This window comes from Alistipes communis (genome assembly GCF_006542665.1).
GTDB lineage: Bacteria > Bacteroidota > Bacteroidia > Bacteroidales > Rikenellaceae > Alistipes > Alistipes communis.
In genome coordinates this window covers 540,817-560,663 of the sequence record NZ_AP019735.1, presented here as the reverse complement: position 1 = coordinate 560,663, position 19,847 = coordinate 540,817, and the positions used below count along the sequence as shown (strand labels likewise).

At 60.5% G+C, this 19,847-nt stretch carries 23 protein-coding genes; 7 read left to right on the top strand and 16 right to left on the bottom strand.

The annotated features are described in order from the left end of the window. Window positions 1-36: 36 nt before the first annotated feature. A complete protein-coding gene (rpmF, locus tag FMF02_RS02405) occupies window positions 37-222 on the bottom strand; it encodes a 50S ribosomal protein L32 (protein WP_019131261.1) in 186 nt (61 codons plus the stop codon). 34 nt (window positions 223-256) lie between these two features. Beyond that, window positions 257-829, bottom strand: coding sequence for a YceD family protein (locus tag FMF02_RS02400; protein WP_141412084.1), 573 nt, complete (start codon window positions 827-829; stop codon window positions 257-259). A gap of 358 nt (window positions 830-1,187) precedes the next feature. Here FMF02_RS02400 and FMF02_RS02395 point away from each other — a divergent pair, with 358 nt between their 5' ends. After that, the gene (locus FMF02_RS02395) at window positions 1,188-1,610 is read left to right on the top strand and encodes a hypothetical protein (protein WP_162852308.1); all 423 of its coding nucleotides are present in this window, start codon (window positions 1,188-1,190) and stop codon (window positions 1,608-1,610) included. A 75-nt stretch (window positions 1,611-1,685) separates the two neighbouring features. Here the strand turns inward: FMF02_RS02395 and FMF02_RS02390 are convergent, their stop codons facing one another. The 6 genes from FMF02_RS02390 to FMF02_RS13615 form a co-directional block, all read right to left on the bottom strand. Further along, a complete protein-coding gene (locus tag FMF02_RS02390; RefSeq protein ID WP_019131258.1) occupies window positions 1,686-2,117 on the bottom strand; it encodes a DoxX family protein in 432 nt (143 codons plus the stop codon). Between the two features lie 4 nt (window positions 2,118-2,121). Then, window positions 2,122-2,394 (bottom strand): HU family DNA-binding protein, encoded by a 273-nt coding sequence (locus FMF02_RS02385; protein ID WP_019131257.1) that lies wholly within the window; start codon window positions 2,392-2,394, stop codon window positions 2,122-2,124. Between the two features lie 251 nt (window positions 2,395-2,645). Further along, the gene (gene purB, locus FMF02_RS02380) at window positions 2,646-3,995 is read right to left on the bottom strand and encodes an adenylosuccinate lyase (RefSeq protein ID WP_141412082.1); all 1,350 of its coding nucleotides are present in this window, start codon (window positions 3,993-3,995) and stop codon (window positions 2,646-2,648) included. A 104-nt stretch (window positions 3,996-4,099) separates the two neighbouring features. Then, a complete protein-coding gene (locus tag FMF02_RS02375) occupies window positions 4,100-4,822 on the bottom strand; it encodes a lysoplasmalogenase family protein (RefSeq protein WP_179952777.1) in 723 nt (240 codons plus the stop codon). Further along, entirely contained in the window at window positions 4,809-6,095 is a 1,287-nt protein-coding gene (locus FMF02_RS02370; protein WP_141412081.1) for an endonuclease/exonuclease/phosphatase family protein, read from the bottom strand. Before FMF02_RS02370 ends, FMF02_RS02375 begins: the two co-directional genes overlap by 14 nt. A gap of 290 nt (window positions 6,096-6,385) precedes the next feature. Further along, window positions 6,386-6,535, bottom strand: coding sequence for a hypothetical protein (locus FMF02_RS13615; protein WP_162502191.1), 150 nt, complete (start codon window positions 6,533-6,535; stop codon window positions 6,386-6,388). Window positions 6,536-6,810: 275 nt separating this feature from the next. Here FMF02_RS13615 and FMF02_RS02365 point away from each other — a divergent pair, with 275 nt between their 5' ends. The 3 genes from FMF02_RS02365 to FMF02_RS02355 are packed head-to-tail and all read left to right on the top strand — an operon-like array spanning window position 6,811 to window position 8,752. Next, on the top strand, window positions 6,811-7,209 hold the full coding sequence (locus tag FMF02_RS02365) for a DUF4834 family protein (protein WP_141412080.1): 399 nt from the start codon (window positions 6,811-6,813) through the stop codon (window positions 7,207-7,209). Window positions 7,210-7,253: 44 nt separating this feature from the next. Continuing rightward, window positions 7,254-8,000 (top strand): MlaE family ABC transporter permease, encoded by a 747-nt coding sequence (locus FMF02_RS02360; RefSeq protein ID WP_019131252.1) that lies wholly within the window; start codon window positions 7,254-7,256, stop codon window positions 7,998-8,000. Next, a complete protein-coding gene (locus FMF02_RS02355) occupies window positions 7,997-8,752 on the top strand; it encodes an ABC transporter ATP-binding protein (protein ID WP_019131251.1) in 756 nt (251 codons plus the stop codon). The genes FMF02_RS02360 and FMF02_RS02355 overlap by 4 nt, the downstream gene beginning before the upstream one ends. Window positions 8,753-8,995: 243 nt before the next feature. Here FMF02_RS02355 and FMF02_RS02350 read toward each other — a convergent pair whose 3' ends face one another. The 3 genes from FMF02_RS02350 to FMF02_RS13610 all read right to left on the bottom strand — a co-directional run bounded on the left by FMF02_RS02350 (window position 8,996) and on the right by FMF02_RS13610 (window position 11,180). After that, window positions 8,996-10,090 (bottom strand): fibrobacter succinogenes major paralogous domain-containing protein, encoded by a 1,095-nt coding sequence (locus FMF02_RS02350; RefSeq protein ID WP_141412079.1) that lies wholly within the window; start codon window positions 10,088-10,090, stop codon window positions 8,996-8,998. Between the two features lie 20 nt (window positions 10,091-10,110). Beyond that, complete coding sequence (locus tag FMF02_RS02345; protein ID WP_141412078.1) at window positions 10,111-10,695, bottom strand: hypothetical protein; 585 nt, start codon at window positions 10,693-10,695, stop codon at window positions 10,111-10,113. A gap of 326 nt (window positions 10,696-11,021) precedes the next feature. Next, a complete protein-coding gene (locus FMF02_RS13610) occupies window positions 11,022-11,180 on the bottom strand; it encodes a hypothetical protein (protein ID WP_162502190.1) in 159 nt (52 codons plus the stop codon). A 649-nt stretch (window positions 11,181-11,829) separates the two neighbouring features. Here FMF02_RS13610 and gap point away from each other — a divergent pair. Continuing rightward, window positions 11,830-12,846: a type I glyceraldehyde-3-phosphate dehydrogenase gene (gene gap, locus FMF02_RS02340; protein WP_019131250.1), complete on the top strand. Its 1,017-nt coding sequence runs from the start codon at window positions 11,830-11,832 to the stop codon at window positions 12,844-12,846. Between the two features lie 178 nt (window positions 12,847-13,024). Here the strand turns inward: gap and FMF02_RS02335 are convergent, their stop codons facing one another. The 5 genes from FMF02_RS02335 to FMF02_RS02315 all read right to left on the bottom strand — a co-directional run bounded on the left by FMF02_RS02335 (window position 13,025) and on the right by FMF02_RS02315 (window position 18,220). Beyond that, entirely contained in the window at window positions 13,025-13,489 is a 465-nt protein-coding gene (locus tag FMF02_RS02335) for a copper resistance protein NlpE (protein WP_141412077.1), read from the bottom strand. 45 nt (window positions 13,490-13,534) lie between these two features. Then, complete coding sequence (locus tag FMF02_RS02330) at window positions 13,535-13,801, bottom strand: DUF6582 domain-containing protein (RefSeq protein ID WP_141412076.1); 267 nt, start codon at window positions 13,799-13,801, stop codon at window positions 13,535-13,537. Between the two features lie 11 nt (window positions 13,802-13,812). After that, window positions 13,813-14,712, bottom strand: a complete 900-nt coding sequence (locus tag FMF02_RS02325) for an SDR family oxidoreductase (RefSeq protein ID WP_141412075.1) — start codon at window positions 14,710-14,712, stop codon at window positions 13,813-13,815. A gap of 102 nt (window positions 14,713-14,814) precedes the next feature. Beyond that, complete coding sequence (corA, locus tag FMF02_RS02320) at window positions 14,815-15,834, bottom strand: magnesium/cobalt transporter CorA (RefSeq protein WP_141412074.1); 1,020 nt, start codon at window positions 15,832-15,834, stop codon at window positions 14,815-14,817. Window positions 15,835-15,844: 10 nt separating this feature from the next. Continuing rightward, a complete protein-coding gene (locus tag FMF02_RS02315) occupies window positions 15,845-18,220 on the bottom strand; it encodes a TonB-dependent receptor (RefSeq protein WP_179952776.1) in 2,376 nt (791 codons plus the stop codon). Between the two features lie 307 nt (window positions 18,221-18,527). On the opposite strand from FMF02_RS02315, the gene FMF02_RS13990 reads away from it, so the two are divergent. Continuing rightward, window positions 18,528-19,631, top strand: coding sequence for a Fe-Mn family superoxide dismutase (locus FMF02_RS13990; protein WP_019131244.1), 1,104 nt, complete (start codon window positions 18,528-18,530; stop codon window positions 19,629-19,631). 19 nt (window positions 19,632-19,650) lie between these two features. After that, window positions 19,651-19,815 carry a rubredoxin gene (rd, locus tag FMF02_RS02305; protein WP_141412072.1) on the top strand — a complete coding sequence of 55 codons (165 nt, stop codon included), beginning with the start codon at window positions 19,651-19,653 and terminating at the stop codon, window positions 19,813-19,815. Window positions 19,816-19,847: the final 32 nt, after the last annotated feature.

Below are 19,847 nucleotides of genomic sequence, written 5' to 3'. Positions count from 1 at the left end.
GCCGCGATCCAGCAGCGCGCCCGCTCGGGGGCCGAATTATTCGGCGGCCTTCTTCTCGATCGCCAGCTTGCCGCGGTAGAAACCGCACTCCGGGCAGACACGGTGGTAGAGCACCGCTGCGCCGCAGTTCGAGCAGGTTACGACGGTCGGAACGACAGCCTTGTAGTGGGTTCTTCTCTTATCGCGTCGGGTAGACGAGATTTTGTGTTTAGGATGTGCCATTGTTATAAGTTATTTAAGTTCAACATCTTAATTTCTACTTCTTTTCGCCTTCCAACTTCTCTTTGAGCGAAGAGAGCTGTGCCAGCGCGTCGCCGTCGAGCGGTTGCGAGGCTTCGGCGCGGGTTTCGGCGTCGTGTTCGATCTGCGAAAACTCCTCCTGCGAGACGATCCGGAAACGGTGCAGCATGTCGGCGTCGCATTCGCCTTCGGGATGCACCCGCTGGTAGGGCAGCGAGAGTACGATGCTCTCATAAATATATTGTGCGAGCGACACTTCCCCCTCGGCCGGCGAAATCCACATCACCTCGCCGTCGTAGTCGGCGACTTCGTCCGAAAAGCGGACGAGCAGCGTTCCGTCGAAAGCGACGGGCAGGCGGCAATCTTCCAGGCAGCGGTCGCAGGCGACGGTCACCGTACCGCGGATGACGGTTTGCAACGAGAGCATCGACTCGCCCCGTTCGAGCGTGACCCCGACCGAGAGGTCGCCGTCCTTGATGTCGGTCGACCCATAGGCCTCGAACAGCGCATTATCCACCTTGAAATCAAAGCGGTAGGTGCCGTTTTTCAGCCCTTTCCAGGCGATTGCGTATTGTTTCGTCACATCCATCGGTGTGCAGATTTATCGTGCAAAGTTACAATATTTCCAGTAAATCACAAAGATTTTCGTCTTTTTGTATTCAGGGGCGCTGTGTCTCATCGTGAACGGATTGAAGGAACCGCGCGGGCGCAAACCGCCGTGAGCGGAGGCCCGCCTTGCGGTGCGTCCGGCAGGCGTTGCGGGAGGCAAGTCCCGCTCCGGCAGGCTGCGCCCCAGCAAACCCCGAATAAATTAGGTTCTCGCTCGGCTTGCACACTTTGCGGAGGACGAGCCTCCGCTCAGATAGGCTGCGCCTCGGCAAAACCCGAATAAATTTGGTTCTGCCCTCGGCTTGTACTATCTTTGTCCGAAAGTGAAAGGCACGGGTATGAAAAAGGACGAAGGATTCTCGGTGGAAGTGGAGAGCCGTTACGAGGGGTGGTGGCGTTATAATGTAACGATTCTGTGCGGTTGTTTCGACGCGGACGGCGACCGGATCGGGTTCGCCTCGGCCGAGAGCGTCGTGGCGCCTGTGGGAAGCGATCTTTCGGCTCCGCCGGAGGGAGCGGCTGCGGAGCGCAGGATCGGAATTCGCAGCGTCGCGTGCGACCACATCGTCATGTATGTCTACATCGTGCCGCACACGCTGCCCGAAACCCGCGAGATCGGCAATGTCGCGCCTTTCGACGTGCGTTTGCGCGTCGGTTACGGGGGCGTTCCGTTCGGCGACATGCATTACAGAATCAACCAGTGGTCGGGCGCGTCGCTCGAAATCAAACTCCGCAACGACGGGAAGCCGTTTCGGGCGTAGGGTCCGCCGGCCTCGGAGATACGCGACCGGCCCGTCGAACGACGGGCCGGTCGGCGTTTACTTGCGTAGCATTCGCTAATTGCGAAGCCGCTCGGCGATCAGGCGGTCAAGCGCATAGTTGCCGGGTCCCGAAATATACATCAGGACGAAGACCGAGAGGTAGATCGCGGCGAGTTCCTTCACGGCGAAGGGATCGTCGCCGTGGACGACGAACAGCGCGACGCACATGGTGAAGATCATCGGGATGAGCGCCAGCCGGTAGAAGGCGCCGACGATGAACCCGACCGAACAAAACAACTCCCCGAAAATGGCCAGCGTCAGCGAAATTCGGCTGCCCAGCCCCAACGGGTCGGGGAAGACTTCGGACAGCGCGGCGAAATCGTCGACTTTCGCGATGCCGTGCGACAGCAGCAGCACGCCGAAGAGCACCCGCAGGGCCAGCAGGAAGAGCGAAGCCCGTGCGGTATAGCGCGTCGTCGGGAAGAGGAACCGCAGGATTCGTGACATCCGCCTACTTCACTTTGTCCATGAACTCCTTCGACGGCTTGAAAGCCGGAATGTTGTGTGCGGGGATCGTGATCGACGTGTTCTTGGCGATGTTCCGCGCCACCTTCTGCGCACGGTGTTTGAGGATGAAACTTCCGAAACCGCGCAGGTAGACGTTCTCCCCGCCGATCATCGACTGGCGGATCTCCTCCATCATCTGTTCTACTACGGTGGCGACCGTCACGGCTTCGACGCCGGTCTGTGCGGCGATTGCTTTTACCAGTTCTGCTTTTGTCATGGTTGATAATGTTTTGGATAACTGCTGCAAAGGTAGTGCCTTTTTCAGAATAAACAATATCCTTTTTCAAAACGGCTCGTTTTGACCATTACGGACGCTATGCTTTTCGCGGATCGGCGGCGATGTCCGTTCGGGAGGGGCGGAACGCACCGCGTCGGCCGGAATACCGCGAATGCCGCGGGGTGCGGGGTACAACGGGAAAGGGAGAGGCCGAAGCCTCTCCCTTTTAGCATGAACGGGGAATCTATCCGTCAGAAGTCGATGCCCGTGTAGCTGGCGGGGGTGATGGCGCGCAACTCGGCCTTGACCTCTTCCGAGACGTCGAGCCCGGCGATGAATGCGGCGATCGCCTCGGCGGTGATGTGGGTGTTGGTGCGCGTGAGCGCTTTGAGCGCTTCGTAGGGCGAGGGATAGCCCGCACGGCGCAGGACGGTCTGGATGCCTTCGGCCACGACGGCCCAGTTGTCGTCCAGATCGCGGCGCAGCGCCTCCTCGTTGAGAATCACCTTGCCCAGCCCCTTCATCAGCGAAGCGACGGCCAGCAGCGTGTGGGCCACCGGAACGCCGACATTGCGCAGCACGGTCGAGTCGGTCAGGTCGCGCTGCATACGCGAAACGGGCAGCTTGCCCGCCAGATGCTCGTAGAGCGCGTTGGCGATGCCCAGATTGCCTTCGGCATTTTCGAAGTCGATCGGGTTGACCTTGTGGGGCATGGCGCTCGAACCGATCTCGCCGGCCTTGATGCGCTGCTTGAAATACTCCATCGAAATATAGGTCCACATGTCGCGGCAGAGGTCGATGAGAATGGTGTCGATGCGTTTGAGCGCGTCGAACAGCGCCGCCAGATTGTCGTAATGCTCGATCTGGGTGGTGTACTGCGAGCGGGTCAGCCCCAGTGTATTCCCGACGAAACGGTTGGCGAACGCGATCCAGTCGACGGCGGGGTAGGCGACGTGGTGGGCGTTGAAATTGCCCGTCGCACCGCCGAATTTGGCCGTGACGGCGACGGCTTTCAATTGGTCGATCTGCCGGTCGAGCCGTTCGACGAAGACCATCAGCTCCTTGCCCAGCCGCGTGGGCGAGGCGGGCTGGCCGTGCGTGTGGGCCAGCATCGGGACGGCGTGCCACTCGGCGGCCAGCGCGGCGAGCTTCTCGCGCAGTTCGGCCAGTGCAGGGTAGCAGACCTCCGCCAGCGCCTCCTTGATCGAGAGCGGAATGGCCGTGTTGTTGATGTCCTGCGACGTGAGGCCGAAGTGGACGAACTCCTTGCAGGCGCCCAGCCCCAGCGCATCCATCTTCTCTTTGAGCAGGTACTCGACGGCTTTCACGTCGTGGTTGGTCGTGCGCTCGATCTCCTTGACGCGCTCGGCGTCGGCCGTCGAGAAGTCGCGGTAAAGTCCGCGCAGTCGCTCGAATGCGGTCGTGTCGATCCCTTTCAATTCGGGCAGCGGCAGTTCGCACAGGGCGATGAAATACTCCACTTCGACGCGGACGCGGTAGCGGATCAGGGCGTATTCCGAAAAGTAGTCGGCCAGTCGCTCCGTTACCTTGCGGTAGCGTCCGTCGACGGGCGAAATGGCGGTCAGGTTGCTCAATAACATATCGTGTCGGATTTTGATGCGGCAAAGGTAGGCAAAAAAGCGGGGATTCGGAAATTTGGAGGGTGGGATTTCCGGCGTACGGAGGTTGCGGGAGGAAGTGTCGTTCACGGCCTGGCCGCCGCCGCTTTGCGGCTGCTTGCCGCGAGGGCCAGCAGGGCGAAGAGGTACTGTGCGGCGTAGTAGGTGGACATGATGCGGAGGGTGGCGTCGGGGAGCGGTTCCACGAATTTGTTCCATGCGATCGTCGCGTCGGAGAAGACGAAGAGCAGCGCCGCGACGCGGAAGCCCGGGGCGTAGCGTCCCCGATAGAAGAGCACGCTGAGGAGCATGGCTGCGATCACCGTGCCGTAGAGTGCGACACCCGTCCGTTCGACGGACGACGCCACGCGGGGGACGATGCCGGCGAAGAGGAACAGGAGCAGGCCGGCACCGACGACTGCCGCGGCGGCGATGCGTCTGCGGGAGAATTCGGCCGACGGCAGGAAATAGCGGATGTAGGCGACGTGCGCCAGCGCGAAGAGGAACATTTGGAGCAGAAAGTCGTGCACTGCTCCGGCGGCATCGCCCGCCGCCGAGAGCAGCAGGGCGCCGGCTACCGGCACGCACGCCTTGTCGCGCAGGGCGAACAGCACGAGCGAAAGCCAGGCGGCCGGATAGCAGACCTTGCAGGGAAGCGGTGCTCCCGTGCTGAAAAAGAGGGCGACGCCCAGCCCGAATCCGAGCGTGAGCGCACCGATGAAAACCGACCGCCGGTATTTTCCATCGTCCGGCTCGTCCGGCGAGCCGCCGCCTCCGCAGGCCGGAGAAGTCCGCTTACAGGGCCGCATCGATCAGGTAGGGGTAGTGGTCGGTGAGTTTGACGGTGAAGCGGGCCGTGATGCAGTCGAAGACTTTGACCGCCACGCCTTCTTGGGCGTTGTAGATGAAGCAGTGGTCGATAGCGCCCTTTTCGCGGTCGGGGCTGCGGCGCCGGCTCGTGCGCGAATAGCCGTCTTTCGGGCCGCAGATGTGATGGCCGTTGCCGTTGTCGGTCGCGTCCGTCGCCGCCTTGTAGCAGGGCGTGTAACCCCCTTCGATGAACTGGCGTATGGGCAGCGAATCTTCGTAGGCGTTCATGTCGCCCGTGACGAAAATCGTGCAGCCGTACTTGTTTTTCAGCACTTCGGCTTCGGCCATCATCAGACGTACCTGTGCCGCACGCGCGTAGGTACTGCCCGGCTGCGCGGCTTCGCTCTTCCACCACAGGTGGGTGTTGACCACGGCGAAGAGCCGGCCCGTGTCCTTCTTGCGGAAGACCGCCGAGGTGTAGGATTTGCTGCCGATGTTGCTCCAGCACGACGGGGCGTAGAGGACGTAGTTGACGTCCACCAGCTCCACGGTTTCGGGGTTATAGAAGATCGGCGTGTTGTTCCACGGCTCCTCGCCCTCGTAGGCGATCCGATAGCCGTATCGGCGGATCAGCGGGTAGAACCGCTGGTGCATGTGGAGGCTGTATTCCTGCAAATCGAGCACGTCGGGCATGAAGGCGCGCACGAGCTGGGCGAATTGCGGAGCACGCACGTCGTCGCGGGGATCTTCGCCGATGAGGCGCCATGCTTCGGGAATGTCGTCGCGGCTGTAATCCCAGATGTTGTCGGCCAGGATGCGCAGGTTCGAACCCGCAGCGCGTGCGAAGAGGCATTCGCCCTCGACCGAGCCTTCGATATGCGCGTCGCGCGGAATGTCGCCCTCCCGGAGCATTTGCGCGACATGCTGCGCGGCCTTCGTCAGGGCCCAGCTGCCGCCGCCGTCGATCAGAAGATCGCCGCGCGAGACGCGGACGGCGTAGTCGAAGGGCGCCCGATCCTCCGACCGGACGAGCCGGATGGCCCGGCCCCGGCGGAACGCCGTGTCGGGCAGTATCCGCAATTCGGGCTGTTCGGCGCCGGCGAGCTCCTGTCGGAGCGTCCGCGCGGCATCGATGCCCTCCTCGTCTTCGAGTGCGGAGCAGTAGACGATCGTGAAGTCCGCCGTGCGCGTCCCTGCGATTTTGCGTTGCGCGCGGGCCTGCAAGCCGAAAGCGGCGAGCAGAAGGATCGAGAGGATAAGTCGTTTTTTCATCTGATTTCGAAAATTTGCCGATTCGCTAAAATTTACACGGAGATAACATCGAATGGACGAGCGCCGCTTTTGTTGTGGGTGCGGTCTCTGTTCGTCGGATGGGATTCCGCCGCTTTCGCAATCCTTTTCCCGCCTCGGCATAGTTCGAACTGGGTTCGGCTCTGCGCTCGGCTTGTCGAAAAGGTTTTCAAAGATAAGCTTTTTTTCGGAAATACCTGTTCGATCGCCGTATTTTTCAATCTTTTTGTCTGTTTTCGCACGGAGCGGCCGGCTGTCGAAAGAGGTGCTTGTCACGACATCTCTCCGAACGGGATGCGTTTGCCCGCGGCGAGCCGGCAGCGTTCGATCCCGTCGGCCATGCGGTCGAGTCCCCGGTCGATGCGCAGCAGTCCGAAATCGGCCGAGCGCGAAAGCGAACGGGGCGAGGCAGGGAGATTCATGGCGGATTCGGAAAATAATCAGGACAAATTAGCGTTTTTTCATCGGTTCCGGAGGAATCCGGTCCGGATTGCGTTTTTATCGTTTGATTTTTGTACCTTTGGCTGATGCCTTAGATGCTCCCGTTCGGCAATGTTCAAATAAATTTGACATTGCCCTCGCTTATTCGTATCTTTGGCTGACGCCGAAGATACTCCGTCTCGGCATAATCAAACATGAATGTTTGCTTCTGCACTCGACTTTTCGTATCTTTGTCCGAATAATGGTGAATGTTGTTATGGAATTTTTCACTCGGATTCTATACGGCCTCACGGAGTTCGTCCGCCGCAACCCCGTGACGTGCCTCGTTATCCTGATACTGGCCGTCGCCGCGCCGTCGGTGCTGGTCGGTATCGCCAACTTTATCTTTTACGTTATGCTGACGATTTTGTTGCTGGGCGTCGTTTTCGTCCTTCTGTTCCGATACCGTGTCAACAAGCTGCGCCGTGAAATGGGGCAGCAGGGAGGCTTCTCGCAGGAAGGCCCGCGCCGCCGCACCTATACGTGGTACTCGCGCCGCGACGAAGGCGACGTGAAGGTCTACAAGACCTCCGACACGCCCGAAAAGCGGATCAACGACTCGGTGGGCGAATACGTCGAGTTCGAGGAGGTGGAGGAGCAGAACCCGAAAAAATAAACCTGCGGCGGCCGAATGCAGTCCGGTCGCCGGGATAGATTGCTATGTTGTCGAAACTCTTCGCCCTCGTCGGGCAATATTTCATCCTGATGGGAAAGGTCTTCTCGCGTCCTGAGAAGCTTCCGATCTACCGTCGCCGGATCATTTACGAAATGGATGCGCTCGGCCTGAACTCGATCGGGCTGACGGCGATCATTTCGGTCTTCATCGGCGCAGTCATCACGTTGCAGATGTCGATCAACCTCGAATCGCCGTTCATTCCGAAGTACATCATCGGCTACGCCACGCGCGAGACGATGATCCTGGAATTCTCCTCGACGGTCGTGGCGCTCATACTGGCCGGCAAGGTGGGGTCGAACATCGCCTCCGAGATCGGTACGATGCGCATTACCGAGCAGATCGACGCGCTGGAAATCATGGGCGTCAACTCGGCGTCGTACCTCATCCTGCCCAAGATCGTGGCTACGGTGCTCTTCTTTCCGTTCCTGACGATCCTGAGCATTCTGATCGGCATCGCCGGCGGCTGGATGATCGCCGTCTTCACGGGCATCATGATCCCCGACGACTACGTCACGGGACTGCTCTACGATTTCAAACTCTATTCGATCGTCTATTCGCTCATCAAAACCTGCTTCTTCGCCTTCATCATCACCTCCGTGTCGGCCTTCTACGGCTACTACGCCAAGGGCAATTCGCTGGAAGTAGGCAAGGCTTCGACGCGGGCGGTGGTCGCTTCGTCGATCGTCATCATGATCTTCAACCTGATCCTCACGCAAATCCTGCTGACATGATACGCGCGGAACATATCTTCAAGTCGTTCGACGGGCGCACGGTGCTCGACGACATCTCGGTGGAGTTCGAGACCGGAAAGACGAATCTCATCATCGGGCAGAGCGGTTCGGGCAAAACCGTGCTGCTGAAATGTCTGGTGGGGTTGCACGCCGTCGATTCGGGGGAGATCTTCTACGACGACATCCGCTATACGGCGCTCGGATTCAAGGAGCGCAAGGCGATCCGCAAGGACATCGGCATGATCTTTCAGGGCGGTGCGCTGCTGGACTCGTCGACCGTGGCGGAGAACATCCGCCTGCCGCTGGATCTCTTCACCGATCAGTCGGAGGCCGAGAAACGCGAGCGCGTGGATTTCTGCCTGCGGCGCGTGCGGCTCGAAAACGCCGACGATCTCTACCCTTCGGAGTTGTCGGGCGGCATGATCAAGCGCGTGGCCATCGCGCGCGCGATCGTCCTGAACCCGCGCTACCTCTTCTGCGACGAGCCCAACTCGGGCCTCGATCCGCAGACCTCGATCGTCATCGACAACCTGATCCACGAGATCACCGAGGAGTACAACATCACCACGATCATCAATACCCACGACATGAACTCCGTCATGGAGATCGGGCAGAAGATCGTCTACATCTACAAGGGCCGCAAATGGTGGGAAGGCACCAAGGAGGACATCCTGCACACGGACAACCGCGAGCTGAACGATTTCGTCTTCGCTTCGGCCATGGCCAAGCGCGCGAAGAAGGCGATCGGCTGACGGCGGCCGGTACGGCGGGCGAAGGCGCACTCCGCACGATGGACTGCGCCTTTCCGTATGTTTCGCCCCGTATTGGAGGGCGGTTCGCCTCCCGCCGGTGCGTCGGCAAGAAAGCAAGGGGAGCATGAAAAAGAGAAGCCCCTTGCGATGGCTTCTCCGAAACAACACACACATGACATCGTTCCCGCTGGCTGACGGGCGCAAGGAGATGTTCTGCGATTACGGATGCCGGTTCCGCTCCGCTTATTTGATCTTGACGCAGCGAACGGGCATGGCGAACGACCGGTTGACAAGGTCTGTATTCGTCAGCGACGACGGCTCGCCGATGTAGTAGTCGAAGTTGTATGCACCCAATTGTCCTGCACCGGTGGCATAGGGCTGGCACGTCCAGAGTGTCACTTCCTGACCGATGAAACGGGGTGTTCCGTCGAATTTCAGATAGCCCTGCGCGGGCAGCGGATTGAATTGCCGGTCGGCGACCACCGTAAAGCCGATGTTCCCGTCGTCGTCGAGTGTATAATCGACGTCGAACTCCTGCTGCGTCGGAATGCGGTATCCGGCGGGACACGGGTCGAAATTGGTCTTGGGCGTGAACCACAGATAGTGCGTCGGTGCCGTTTCGTATTTCACCCAGTTGTAGTCGCGGCCGTCATAATAAGTACGCGAATACATGAAACAGAGCGGATAGTTGTTGCGCTTCTCCCAACTGCTCCATGCGTTCTGGATGTTCCAGTCGTTCCAATAGACCGTGTTGCCCGTGACGGTTTTCCATGCGGGGTTGATCTCCGGCCGCTCGTTGATGCTGCCCGCAGCCATGTTGCGGTACGGGTCTTTGCGTCCCCACTGGTAGAGCAGGCCGTAGCTGTTCGGGTCATTGGGATCGGTCGCCACGGCACCGATGTTCCGGTCGAGGAATACGGGCGAGGAGGCGCCGGCGACCGTTCCCATCTCCTGCGGGGCGTCGGTCAGCCAGATGTGCCAGTTGTGCAGCATCAGATGCTGCTGCGCGTCGTAGGCGGAGATCGAGGCGTTACCCTTGACGAACTTCTTCACCGTGAAACGGATATAGCCGTCGACATAGGCGATGTCGCTCAGTTCGACGCCCGTCGTACGCCACGTCCAGTCGACCGTGTCGAAGGAGCCCTTGATGGCGGTGCCGTCGACGAGTTCGGCGGGGAACATGTAGGTGCCGGCTTGCGAAACGACGTAGCAGTTGGCCGGTTTGCCCAGGTCGACCGCTTCGGGTTCGGGTTTGAACTCGATCGCCTTCATGGCGTAGAACTCGCGGCGGACGATCGTGACGGGCGAAGCCGACTCGGCCGGTTTGGTGATCTCCATGGTGCGTCCGCGGTCGTCGGTCAGTTCGATCGTGAAGCCTTGGTCGAAGGTCTGCGGGGCAGAGCGACGGCGAACTGCGTGGGGTAATCGGCATCGGTGCTCAGGACGACGCCTTCGCCGCAGTCGACTGCGACCTCTTTTGCGGCGTCGGCAGCCATCGTCAGACGGGGTTCGCCCGACTGGCCCTCCTCGAGATAGTTCATCGCCACAGCGGCGGCACCCGCAACGCCCTCGTCGCCATTGGCGATGAAGCGCAGCCCCATCACCTTCACCGGATCGGTTTCGGTCGTGTAGAATTGAAGGCGCAGGGCGCCGACGGCCACCATGAACGGCAGGTTGGTTTCGGTGCGCGAGCGGGTGGCTGCCGTCATCGGTACGCAGCCGATGCCGGCGTGCGCCGCGGCGTTGTAACGCTGCGTGGCGGGCAGCGAGAAGGTCATCATCGGTACGCCGCCGACCTTGTCGCAGGCCACGCCGTCGGCGTAATAGGGATGGAGCGCATAGTTGGCGTCGTATTCGATCGTCGCGCCGCCGAACTGGTCGCCGTGGGCTCCTTCCTTGAAATAGAGTTCGCAGTGGCTGGGATCGTTCTGGTCGGGCTGCACGCCGTAGCAACTGCACAGCGGACAGCCTTTGAAGAGGGCGATCTCGTCGGTCGGGTTCCAGTGGACGTCGATCTGCCCGTCGGAGTCCTTCGTGGCGCAGCGGGTGTCGGCATCGGTTTCGATCGTGCCGTAAAACGGAGTTTCATCGGTCGCCGGCGTTGCACCGGCCGGTGTCGGCTCGTCGACACCCTTCGTACAGCCGGCTAGAGCCAGTCACAGGGACAACAATCCCCAATAGATTGTTTTCATTTTCGTTCGGATAGAGTGAATTGGTTAATAAATAAGTCGGATTGCAAGGCGGGCGACTGCCCGTATTGCGGGCGGTGTCAATCCCAGTCGCTGCCGTCGCCGGGCACGATGGGATCCTCCCGCCAGTCGCCGCTGCCGCCTGTCTCGGAGGTCGCGAAGCCTTGCTCGACTTCAACGAACGAGAGAGACAACGTCGGGGCCAGGTAAAGTTTCTTGCAGCCTTTACTCGTTTCCATGATTGTTTCGGTTTGTCACCTGCCGACTCCTGAGAGGTGGGATCCAAAAAAAGAAAGTGTGGAGTCGTTAGTTTATCTGAGCGAAGGTTGTGGTATACCCGTAAACAAATAAACAATACTCCACACCTGTATAGCACGGAGCAGAGCACATCGCGTACCAATACAAGTGACGAGTGTTATTGCTATCCCTGTTTACTGAAAACTACCACATTTTCGCTCAAGGACAAAAGCTAAACACTTTCATCGAATATGTCCGTCGGCGACCGGAGTCGTCGACAGCACAAAGATAAAAACTATTTTGCTAAAAAAACACTCTTTGGAGTATTGTTGATGCAAATTTCGGAAAAAAGTTGTTAGAAATCAATCTTGAACGATATTTTTATTATCTAAAATTCGGGGGATTGCGGCCCCGTCCGTACGCTTCCGCGCCGCGGAACGCCGGCATCGGGCGGGCGTCGTCGCGGCGCAGGAGGTTCCCCGTCCGTGGCGGGCGGGGTTAGCACGATAATTGCGAACCCGTTTCCACGATCGGGCGTCGGATCGGAAATTAAAATTTTTTAGTTGGATTATTTGTTAAATATATACAAAGTATGTACTTTTGTGACGCGAATAACAGTAAAGTTTTTTCCTAACAATAAAAATTACGACTATGTCAAAGATTAAGATTGGTATCAACGGTTTCGGCCGTATCGGCCGTCTGGTGTTCCGTGCCGCATGCACCAACGATCAGATCGAAGTAGTGGGCATCAACGACCTCGTACCGGTGGATTACATGGCTTACATGCTGAAGTACGATACGATGCACGGCCAGTTCAACGGTACGATCGACTACAATGTCGAAAAGGGCCAGCTGATCGTCAACGGTCAGGCTATCCGCGTAACGGCCGAGAAGGATCCCGCGAACCTGAAATGGAACGAGGTGGGCGCCGAGTACGTCGTTGAATCGACCGGTCTGTTCCTGACCAAGGAGAAGGCTGAGGCTCACTTGAAGGCAGGTGCCAAGTACGTCGTCATGTCGGCTCCTTCGAAGGACGATACGCCGATGTTCGTTTGCGGCGTCAACACCGACACCTATGCCGGCCAGACGATCGTTTCGAACGCATCGTGCACCACCAACTGCCTGGCTCCGATCGCCAAGGTGCTCAACGACAAGTTCGGCATCACCGACGGTCTGATGACCACCGTACACTCGACCACCGCGACGCAGAAGACCGTCGACGGTCCCTCGATGAAGGACTGGCGCGGCGGCCGTGCCGCTTCGGGCAACATCATCCCCTCGTCGACGGGTGCCGCTAAGGCCGTAGGCAAGGTGATTCCCGAGTTGAACGGCAAACTGACGGGTATGTCGATGCGCGTTCCTACGCTCGACGTATCGGTCGTCGACCTGACCGTCAATCTGGCGAAGCCCGCCAAGTACGACGAGATCTGCGCTGCCATGAAGGAGGCTTCGGAGGGCGAATTGAAGGGTATTCTGGGTTATACCGAGGATGCAGTCGTTTCGTCCGACTTCCTGGGCGACGCCCGTACTTCGATCTTCGACAAGGCTGCCGGTATCGCTTTGACCGACACCTTCGTGAAGGTCGTTTCGTGGTATGACAACGAGTGGGGTTACTCGAACAAGGTGCTCATGCTCATCGAGAAGATGGCTGCCTACAACAACAAATAATAGCAGCGCATACGCCTGAACGGCGCTTCGGTGCCGTTTCGCTCGACCTCCTGCACGAAACCCGTGCGGGAGGTTTTTTGATTTCCCCTGTCGGAGCGGCGGCCGCGGTGCCGCGACCGTCCGTGGGCGGACGGCGGAGACTCCCGTACCGGAGGGATGGATCGTGTCGGCAGGGGCGTCAGTAGCAGCCTGCGGGAGTTGCCGAATCCGATTTGGTGAGGATGTACTGGTCGGCGAACGGTCCCGTGATGGGCTGTTGGTGGCTGTCGAGCCGCCAGAGCCGGTTTTCGCCGACCCGGTAGTAGGCGGGGATGTCTTTCGGCGAATCGGGGCGCAGGGTGAGTATGTTCCCGCGGACGGTGTAGCATCCGTAGTCGGTGAACTGGCCGGGGCGTTCGCAGTAGCGGTTCACCTCGGTGTAGCGTCCGTCGGGGCCGAGCGTCAGCGTGACGGCGATGCCCGGTACATCGGCGGCCGGAAAGACGCCGGTATAGGCGCCCTGGTAGTCGAGGGCGTTTTCGGCGTCGTGCATGTCGGGTGCGGCGGTTTGCGCGGCGGCCGGTGCGGTTTGTCGGGATGCGTTGCGTTGGCCGCAGGCCGCGAGCAGCAGCAGGGCGGCGGTAACGGGAATAAGAGATTTCATGTACATCGTTTTTTGCAAAGATACGTTTTTTTCAGCTGTCTGCCGTTACCGCTTTGCGGTCCGTGCCGCCCAGCGCAAGATCGTTTCGCTGCGGATCTCGATGCCGAACTCCGCCGCTTGGCGCATCCTGCGCCAAGCGAGGGCGGGTTTGTCGGCTTCGGGAGCGTAGCGGAAATAGCTCTCGGCGGCGCGGACATGGGCAGCGTCGACGAGCGGAAATTCGCGGCGCGAGGGGATGCCGAACGCATCGTCGTCGAGTTCGCGGCGCTCTTCGGCCGTGAGGCGGTCGGGGTGGGCGGCGGGTGTTCTCATGGTCGCGGGGTTTAGAGAATGTAGCGTCCGCCCGTGACGCCGATGATCTGGGCGGTAATGTAGCTCGACTCTTCGGAGGCGAGAAAGACGTAACTCGGCGCTACTTCGACGGGTTGCCCTGCACGCCCCAGCGGTGTCCGGCTTCCGAAACCGGGGATATTCTCGGGCTGCTGCGCGCCGCTCACCTGCAACGGTGTCCAGACGGGGCCGGGCGCGACCGAGTTGACGCGGATTCCCTTCGGTGCGAGCTGTTTGGCCAGCGAGCGGGTGAACCCCACGACGGCGCTTTTCGATGCGGCGTAGTCGGTCAGGAACGACGACGGCTGGAAAGCCTGGATCGAAGAAGTGGTGATGATACTGGCGCCGGCTTCCATGTGGGGAAGCGCCTCCTGTACGCTCCAGAAGAGCGAGAAGACGTTGGTGGCGAAGGTATATTCCAGTTGTTCGGTCGAGAGGTGCGCGATCTCCTTGACGGCGTGCTGCGTGCCGGCGTTGAGCACCAGAGTGTCGAGCCCGTCGAGTGCGCGGACGGCGTCGCGGACGATGCGGCGGCAGCTCTGCTCGTCGCTCAGATCGCCCGGCAGCAGCGTCAGGCGGCTTCCCTCGCCGTCGAGCAGCGTGCGGAGCGAAGCGGCATCGGGCTGTTCGGCCGGCAGATAGTTGACGGCGATGTCGGCCCCTTCGCGGGCGAAAGCGATGGCGACGGCACGGCCGATTCCCGAGTCGCCGCCCGTGATGAGCGCCTTGCGCCCCAGCAGCCGCCCGTGTCCGCGATAGCTCTCTTCGCCGGTGTCGGGACGGGGTTGCATCCGGCTTTCGAGTCCCGGCGGCTCCTGTTGCTGGGCGGGGTAGGCGTCGTGGTAGTACTCCCCGCGCGGGTCGACGAAGATATTGTTGCGATTGTTCGGCATGACGTGAAACGTTGTGGCGGACGACGTTGTCCGGCATTTTGGGTCATGCAATTTGCAGGCCGCAGTTGCGTTCCGGCGAGAGTTCCGAAACGACCGGCGGCCTCAGCGCCACTCCTTCTTGCGGAAAATGAGGTAGACGACCGCGCCGATGAGCAGCATCGCCGCCCAAGCCGCCGGATAGCCGTATTCCCATTCCAGTTCGGGCATCCGGCGGAAGTTCATGCCCCATACGCCCACGAGGAAGGTGAGCGGGATGAAGATCGTCGAGACGATCGTCAGCCGTTTCATGATGGCGTTCATGCGCAGGTCGTTGTTCGAGATGTAGAGGTCAACGAGCGACGAGAGCGTTTCGCGGCAGAGGTCGATCTGCTGCACGACGTATTGCAGGTGGTCGTTCACGTCGTTGAAGAAGGGGCGCACGTTCTTGTGAAGCAGCGCCGAGTCGGAGTGGAGCAGTTTCGCGTACTGGTCGCGCAGGGGCAGGGCGGCCTGTTTGAGTTGGAGGTAGCGGTGGCGCAGCTCCTGAATCTGGCCGCCCGTGTCGCGGCAGTCGGTCGTCGAGAGCAGTCCGGTTTCCAGGTCGTCGAGGTCGCCGTCCAGTTTGGAGATGAGCGTGGCGTAGTTGGCCGTGATGCTGTTGAGCAGTACGCTGAGCAGGTAGTCCGACGGCCGCGACCGGAATTTCAGCACGTTGTTGCGGATCGCCTGCGGGATGTCGTCGAAAAGCGGACTTTCGCTCTCGATGAAGCTCAGCACGAAGTCGGCGCCCTGCACCAGGCAGACCTGCATCTCCTCCCCGCCGCGAAAGAATTTCGCCACGACGAGCATGTAGCGTTCGTGCTCCTCGACCTTGGTCGGGTGGTCGGCGTTGAGGATATCCTGCATCACCAGAAAGTCGATACCGAACCGGTTGCAGACCTGCCGTACGGTTTCGGTCTCTTTCAGCCCGTGCACCTGAAGCCAGATCATCCCCTTTTCGGAGAATTGCGGTTCGATCGGCGGGAGGCTGTCGGCCGTGTATTCGTGCACCTCGTCCGGCGTATAACGCACCAGATGGAGGTGGGTCGGGGTGCGGGTGTCGCCCGTGTAGACCAGTTTCTCGCTAAGCAGGTTGTTTTTCATGGTTGCGGGATTAAAATTCGACGGTCACGCCGAGCGTCGGGATCAGCGTCCCGCTCGACTGGCCGATGTATTTCATGAGGTAGCGCTGTTCGTCGGCGGGGGCCGCGGGGTTGGCTATGACGCCCGTCGACATCAGTACGTCGGGGCGTTCGAGCCGGCTTGCCGTGACGTTTTGCAGGTCGATGTAGATTCCTAGCATGCAGCGGTGGAAATAGAAGGTCTTGTCGATGCGCAGGTCGAGCTGCCCGAAGGCCGCGAGCCGCTCCGTATTGTAACATGCGTAGTCGTAGTAGGGGCGCCCCTGCGCATCCCAGGCCGAGACGAGCGACGACTTCGCCTCGTCGTAAGGGGTATAGGGCGCTCCGCCGATCCAGCTCAGGCGCGCTCCGACGCTCCACGAGCGGGGCAGATCGTAGGTGCCGCTCAGGTTGACCACGTAGCGGTTGTCCCAAGCCGAGGGGACGTAGCGGCCCTGGCCGTTGCGGTACTCGCTGCGGAAGAGCGTCGCCGAGCCGACGAGGTTGATTTTGCCGGGGATTTGCCAGCGAGCCGTCAGTTCGGCGCCGTAGGCGCGGCCTTCGGCCGTCGAAACGAGCGGTTCGGCACCCACCGTGCCGTAGTCGTCGCCCTTGCAGACGAGCGGAATGCCGTCGGCCAGCGACAGCGGGATGCGGTCGTAGCCTTTGCGGAATCCTTCGAGCGAGACGATCAGCCGGTCGCGCAGCCGCCAGTCGATCCCCGCGCTCAGGGCCTTCACCCGCATGTAGCGCAGGCTGCGGTTGACCCACGCGCCGTCGTTGTCGCGCAGTCCGAGCGCCGTCAGGGGCGGCAGCTGGTGGTAGATGCCGGCGCTGCCCTTGACCGACCATGCGTCGCCGAGCGCATAGGCCAACGACAGGCGCGGCGAAAGCTGCCGCCAGAACTGCCGCATCCGCGCCGAGTAGTCGCAGCCGTCGGCACGCAGCCCCGCCGAGGCGGTGAACCGTTTGTCGGACGACTCGTAGGCGGCGGTGAAGAAAAGCCCCCAGCCCGCGATACCGAGGCGTGTATCGTAGTCGGAGAAGTCCGTTTCACGGCCGTAGAGGCGTTGCAGCGTGCGGTTGGTGTAACGGCGGTAGTTCAGTTCGACGCCTTCGGTCAGCGTCCATCGTCCGAGCCACGAACGGTTTTCACCCCGCAGCGTCGTCTTCTGTTCGACGCTGCGCAGCCGCAGCATCAGGTTCTCGTCGCTCGATGCGTCGTTGTCGCGGTATTTCAGGTTGCGGTTGTTCAGATAGTTGTGGCTCAGAGAGACGCTCTGCGTATGCTGTCCGGCGTAGTGGCGGTAGACGGCGCCTACGGTGAAGGTCTCCTGCCGGATGCGGGGCAGGTAGCTGAGCAGGTATTCAGCCTCCTCGCCCTTTTCGTCGGTGTTCAGACGCATGTTGTCGATGCCGGTAAGTCCCAGCACGGTCAGCTCGTCGCGGGCCGACAGTTTGCTCTTGATCTTGACCTGCGCATCGATGTAGTTGGGCAGGAAAGGAAGTCCCAGCATCTTGAACAGCAGTTGCAGGTAAGATTGGCGTACGGAAAAGAGGTAGGTCGTCCGCTCCGAGAGGGGGCCGTTGCCGCTCAGCGACACTTCCGATGCGCCGAGCGTCGCCTTGAAGGAGTGTTTTTCGGGGTCGCCGTCGCGCAGGCGGAAATCCAGCACCGAACTGAGCGCTCCGGCCCGGTCGGCGGGGAAGGCGCCGGTGTAGAAACTGATCTCGCGCACCAGATCGGCGTTGACGATGCTCACGGGGCCGCCCGAAGCGCCCTGCGTGGCGAAGTGGTTGATGTTGGGAATCTCGATGCCGTCCATGTAGAAGACGTTCTCCGACGGGCCGCCGCCGCGTACGATCAGGTCGTTGCGGTAACCGACGGGCGAGAACGATACGCCGGGATAGGAGCGCACGATGCGAGAAACGTCGCGGTTGGCGCCCGGGCTCTTTTCGATCTCGCGCAGGCCGATCACCTGCAACCCGACGGGGCTCTCGGCCGTGCGGCGGAACGGCGTGGGGGTGACGGTCACGGCGTCGAGCTGCGCGGCGTCCTCCACAAGCTCGATCTCGATGAAGGGCGTGGCGGCCGAGACGACGTATTCGGGCGTGAGCGTGTTGCGATAGCCGATGCAGGAGGCCGCCAGCCGGTAGATGCCCGGGCGGACGCGTTCGATGGCGAAGCGTCCCGTCGAGTCGGTCGAAGCGCCCTTGTCGCCCTGTCCGTCGAGTACGACGGCCGCATAGGCGACGGGGCGGCGCGTGAGCCGGTCGATGACACGGCCGCGCAGCGTGTAGCTCTCGGCGGCGAATCCCGCCAGGCAGCATCCTATCGATAAGAGGAGTAGCAGTAACCGTTTTCCCATGTGTGACGTGCAGTGCATTTCCGGTGCCTTTCGTTGACAAATGTACGAAAAAAACGGAAAACGGCCGTCGCTGCCGGCTTTCCGTCCGTCGGTGTGTGCCGGCGGCATGAACGGCGCGTTTGCACTGCATCGGATGCCGTACCGGCGGTACGAACGGCGCAGATCGGCGACCGTTTTCGGCATTCGGCCCGAAACAGCACTTTTTTCTTCCGAAGAGCGTAACAATCTGTCCGAATTTTTCTTAACTTGGGAGTGCGTTCCGCCTGAAATTTGCACGGTCGTTCGGTTGCAACGCAACGTTTGCCCTATGAAAAAGATTGCTTATTACGTCGTCCCCGTCCTGCTGTGTCTGATCGCGGGTCTCGTGGCGGGGCGTCTTCAAGCGGAGTCCGTCGCCGTATGGTATCCCCTGCTGGCGAAACCCGCGCTGACGCCGCCCGACATCGCCTTTCCGATCGCATGGGGAATCATCTACCTCTGCATGGGCCTTTCGCTGGGGCGCGTGCTCCGATACGGCGACAAACGCTACGTCACGCTGTGGTTCCTGCAACTGGCCGTCAATTTTCTGTGGAGCGTCTTCTTCTTTTACCTGCGCAGCCCGCTGGCGGGATTCGTCGACATCCTCCTGCTCGATGCGCTGGTGATCGTCTACATCTGCCGGGTGCGGCACCGGACTCCTTCGGCGGCGTGGCTTTTTGCACCCTACGTGCTGTGGATCCTCTTCGCGACCTACCTCAACGGATATATCCTCGTGAAGAATCCGGATAATAAAATCGTGACGCAAAACGTTTTAACAACAAATATCGACACATTGTCAAACAGTAAAAACCGACAGACTATGAAACACACGTTGCCTCAGCTTCCCTATAAAACGGAAGCGCTCGCGCCGAAGATGAGCGCGGAGACCTTCGAGTACCACTATGGCAAACATCTCCAAACCTACATCGACAATCTCAACAAGTTGATCGAGGGGACGCCCTATGCCGAGATGCCGCTCGACGAAATCGTCCGCAAGGCCGACGGAGGCGTCTTCAACAACGCCGCGCAGACTTGGAACCATACCTTCTTCTTCCTCACGCTGACGCCCGACCAGCAGCCGATGCCCGAAAAACTGGCGGCGGCGCTGGCGCGCGACTTCGGCTCGGTCGAAGCCTTTCGGGAGGCCTTCACGAAGGCGGCCGTAGGGTTGTTCGGTTCGGGCTGGACATGGCTCGCACAGCAGCCCGACGGCAAGCTGGTGATCGTGGCGGAATCCAACGCCGGCAACCCGATGACGCGGGGACTGAAACCGTTGCTGACGGTCGACGTTTGGGAACACGCCTATTATATCGATTACCGTAACCGGCGCGCCGAGTTCGTGAAGAACTGGTGGGATCTGGTCGACTGGCAGAAGGTGGCCGACAGGCTGTAACGGTTCAGACGACGAAGCCATGAAAAAGTATAAATGCAGCGTTTGCGGGTGGATTTACGATCCGGCCGCAGGCGATCCGAAGCACGGAATCGTCCCGGGTACGCCCTTCGAGGAGCTGCCTGCCGACTGGCACTGTCCCCGTTGCGGGGCGCCGAAAGAGAAGTTCCGTCCGATGGAGGAGTAGATTCGACACGGCGGCCGGCATCCGAGAAAGGA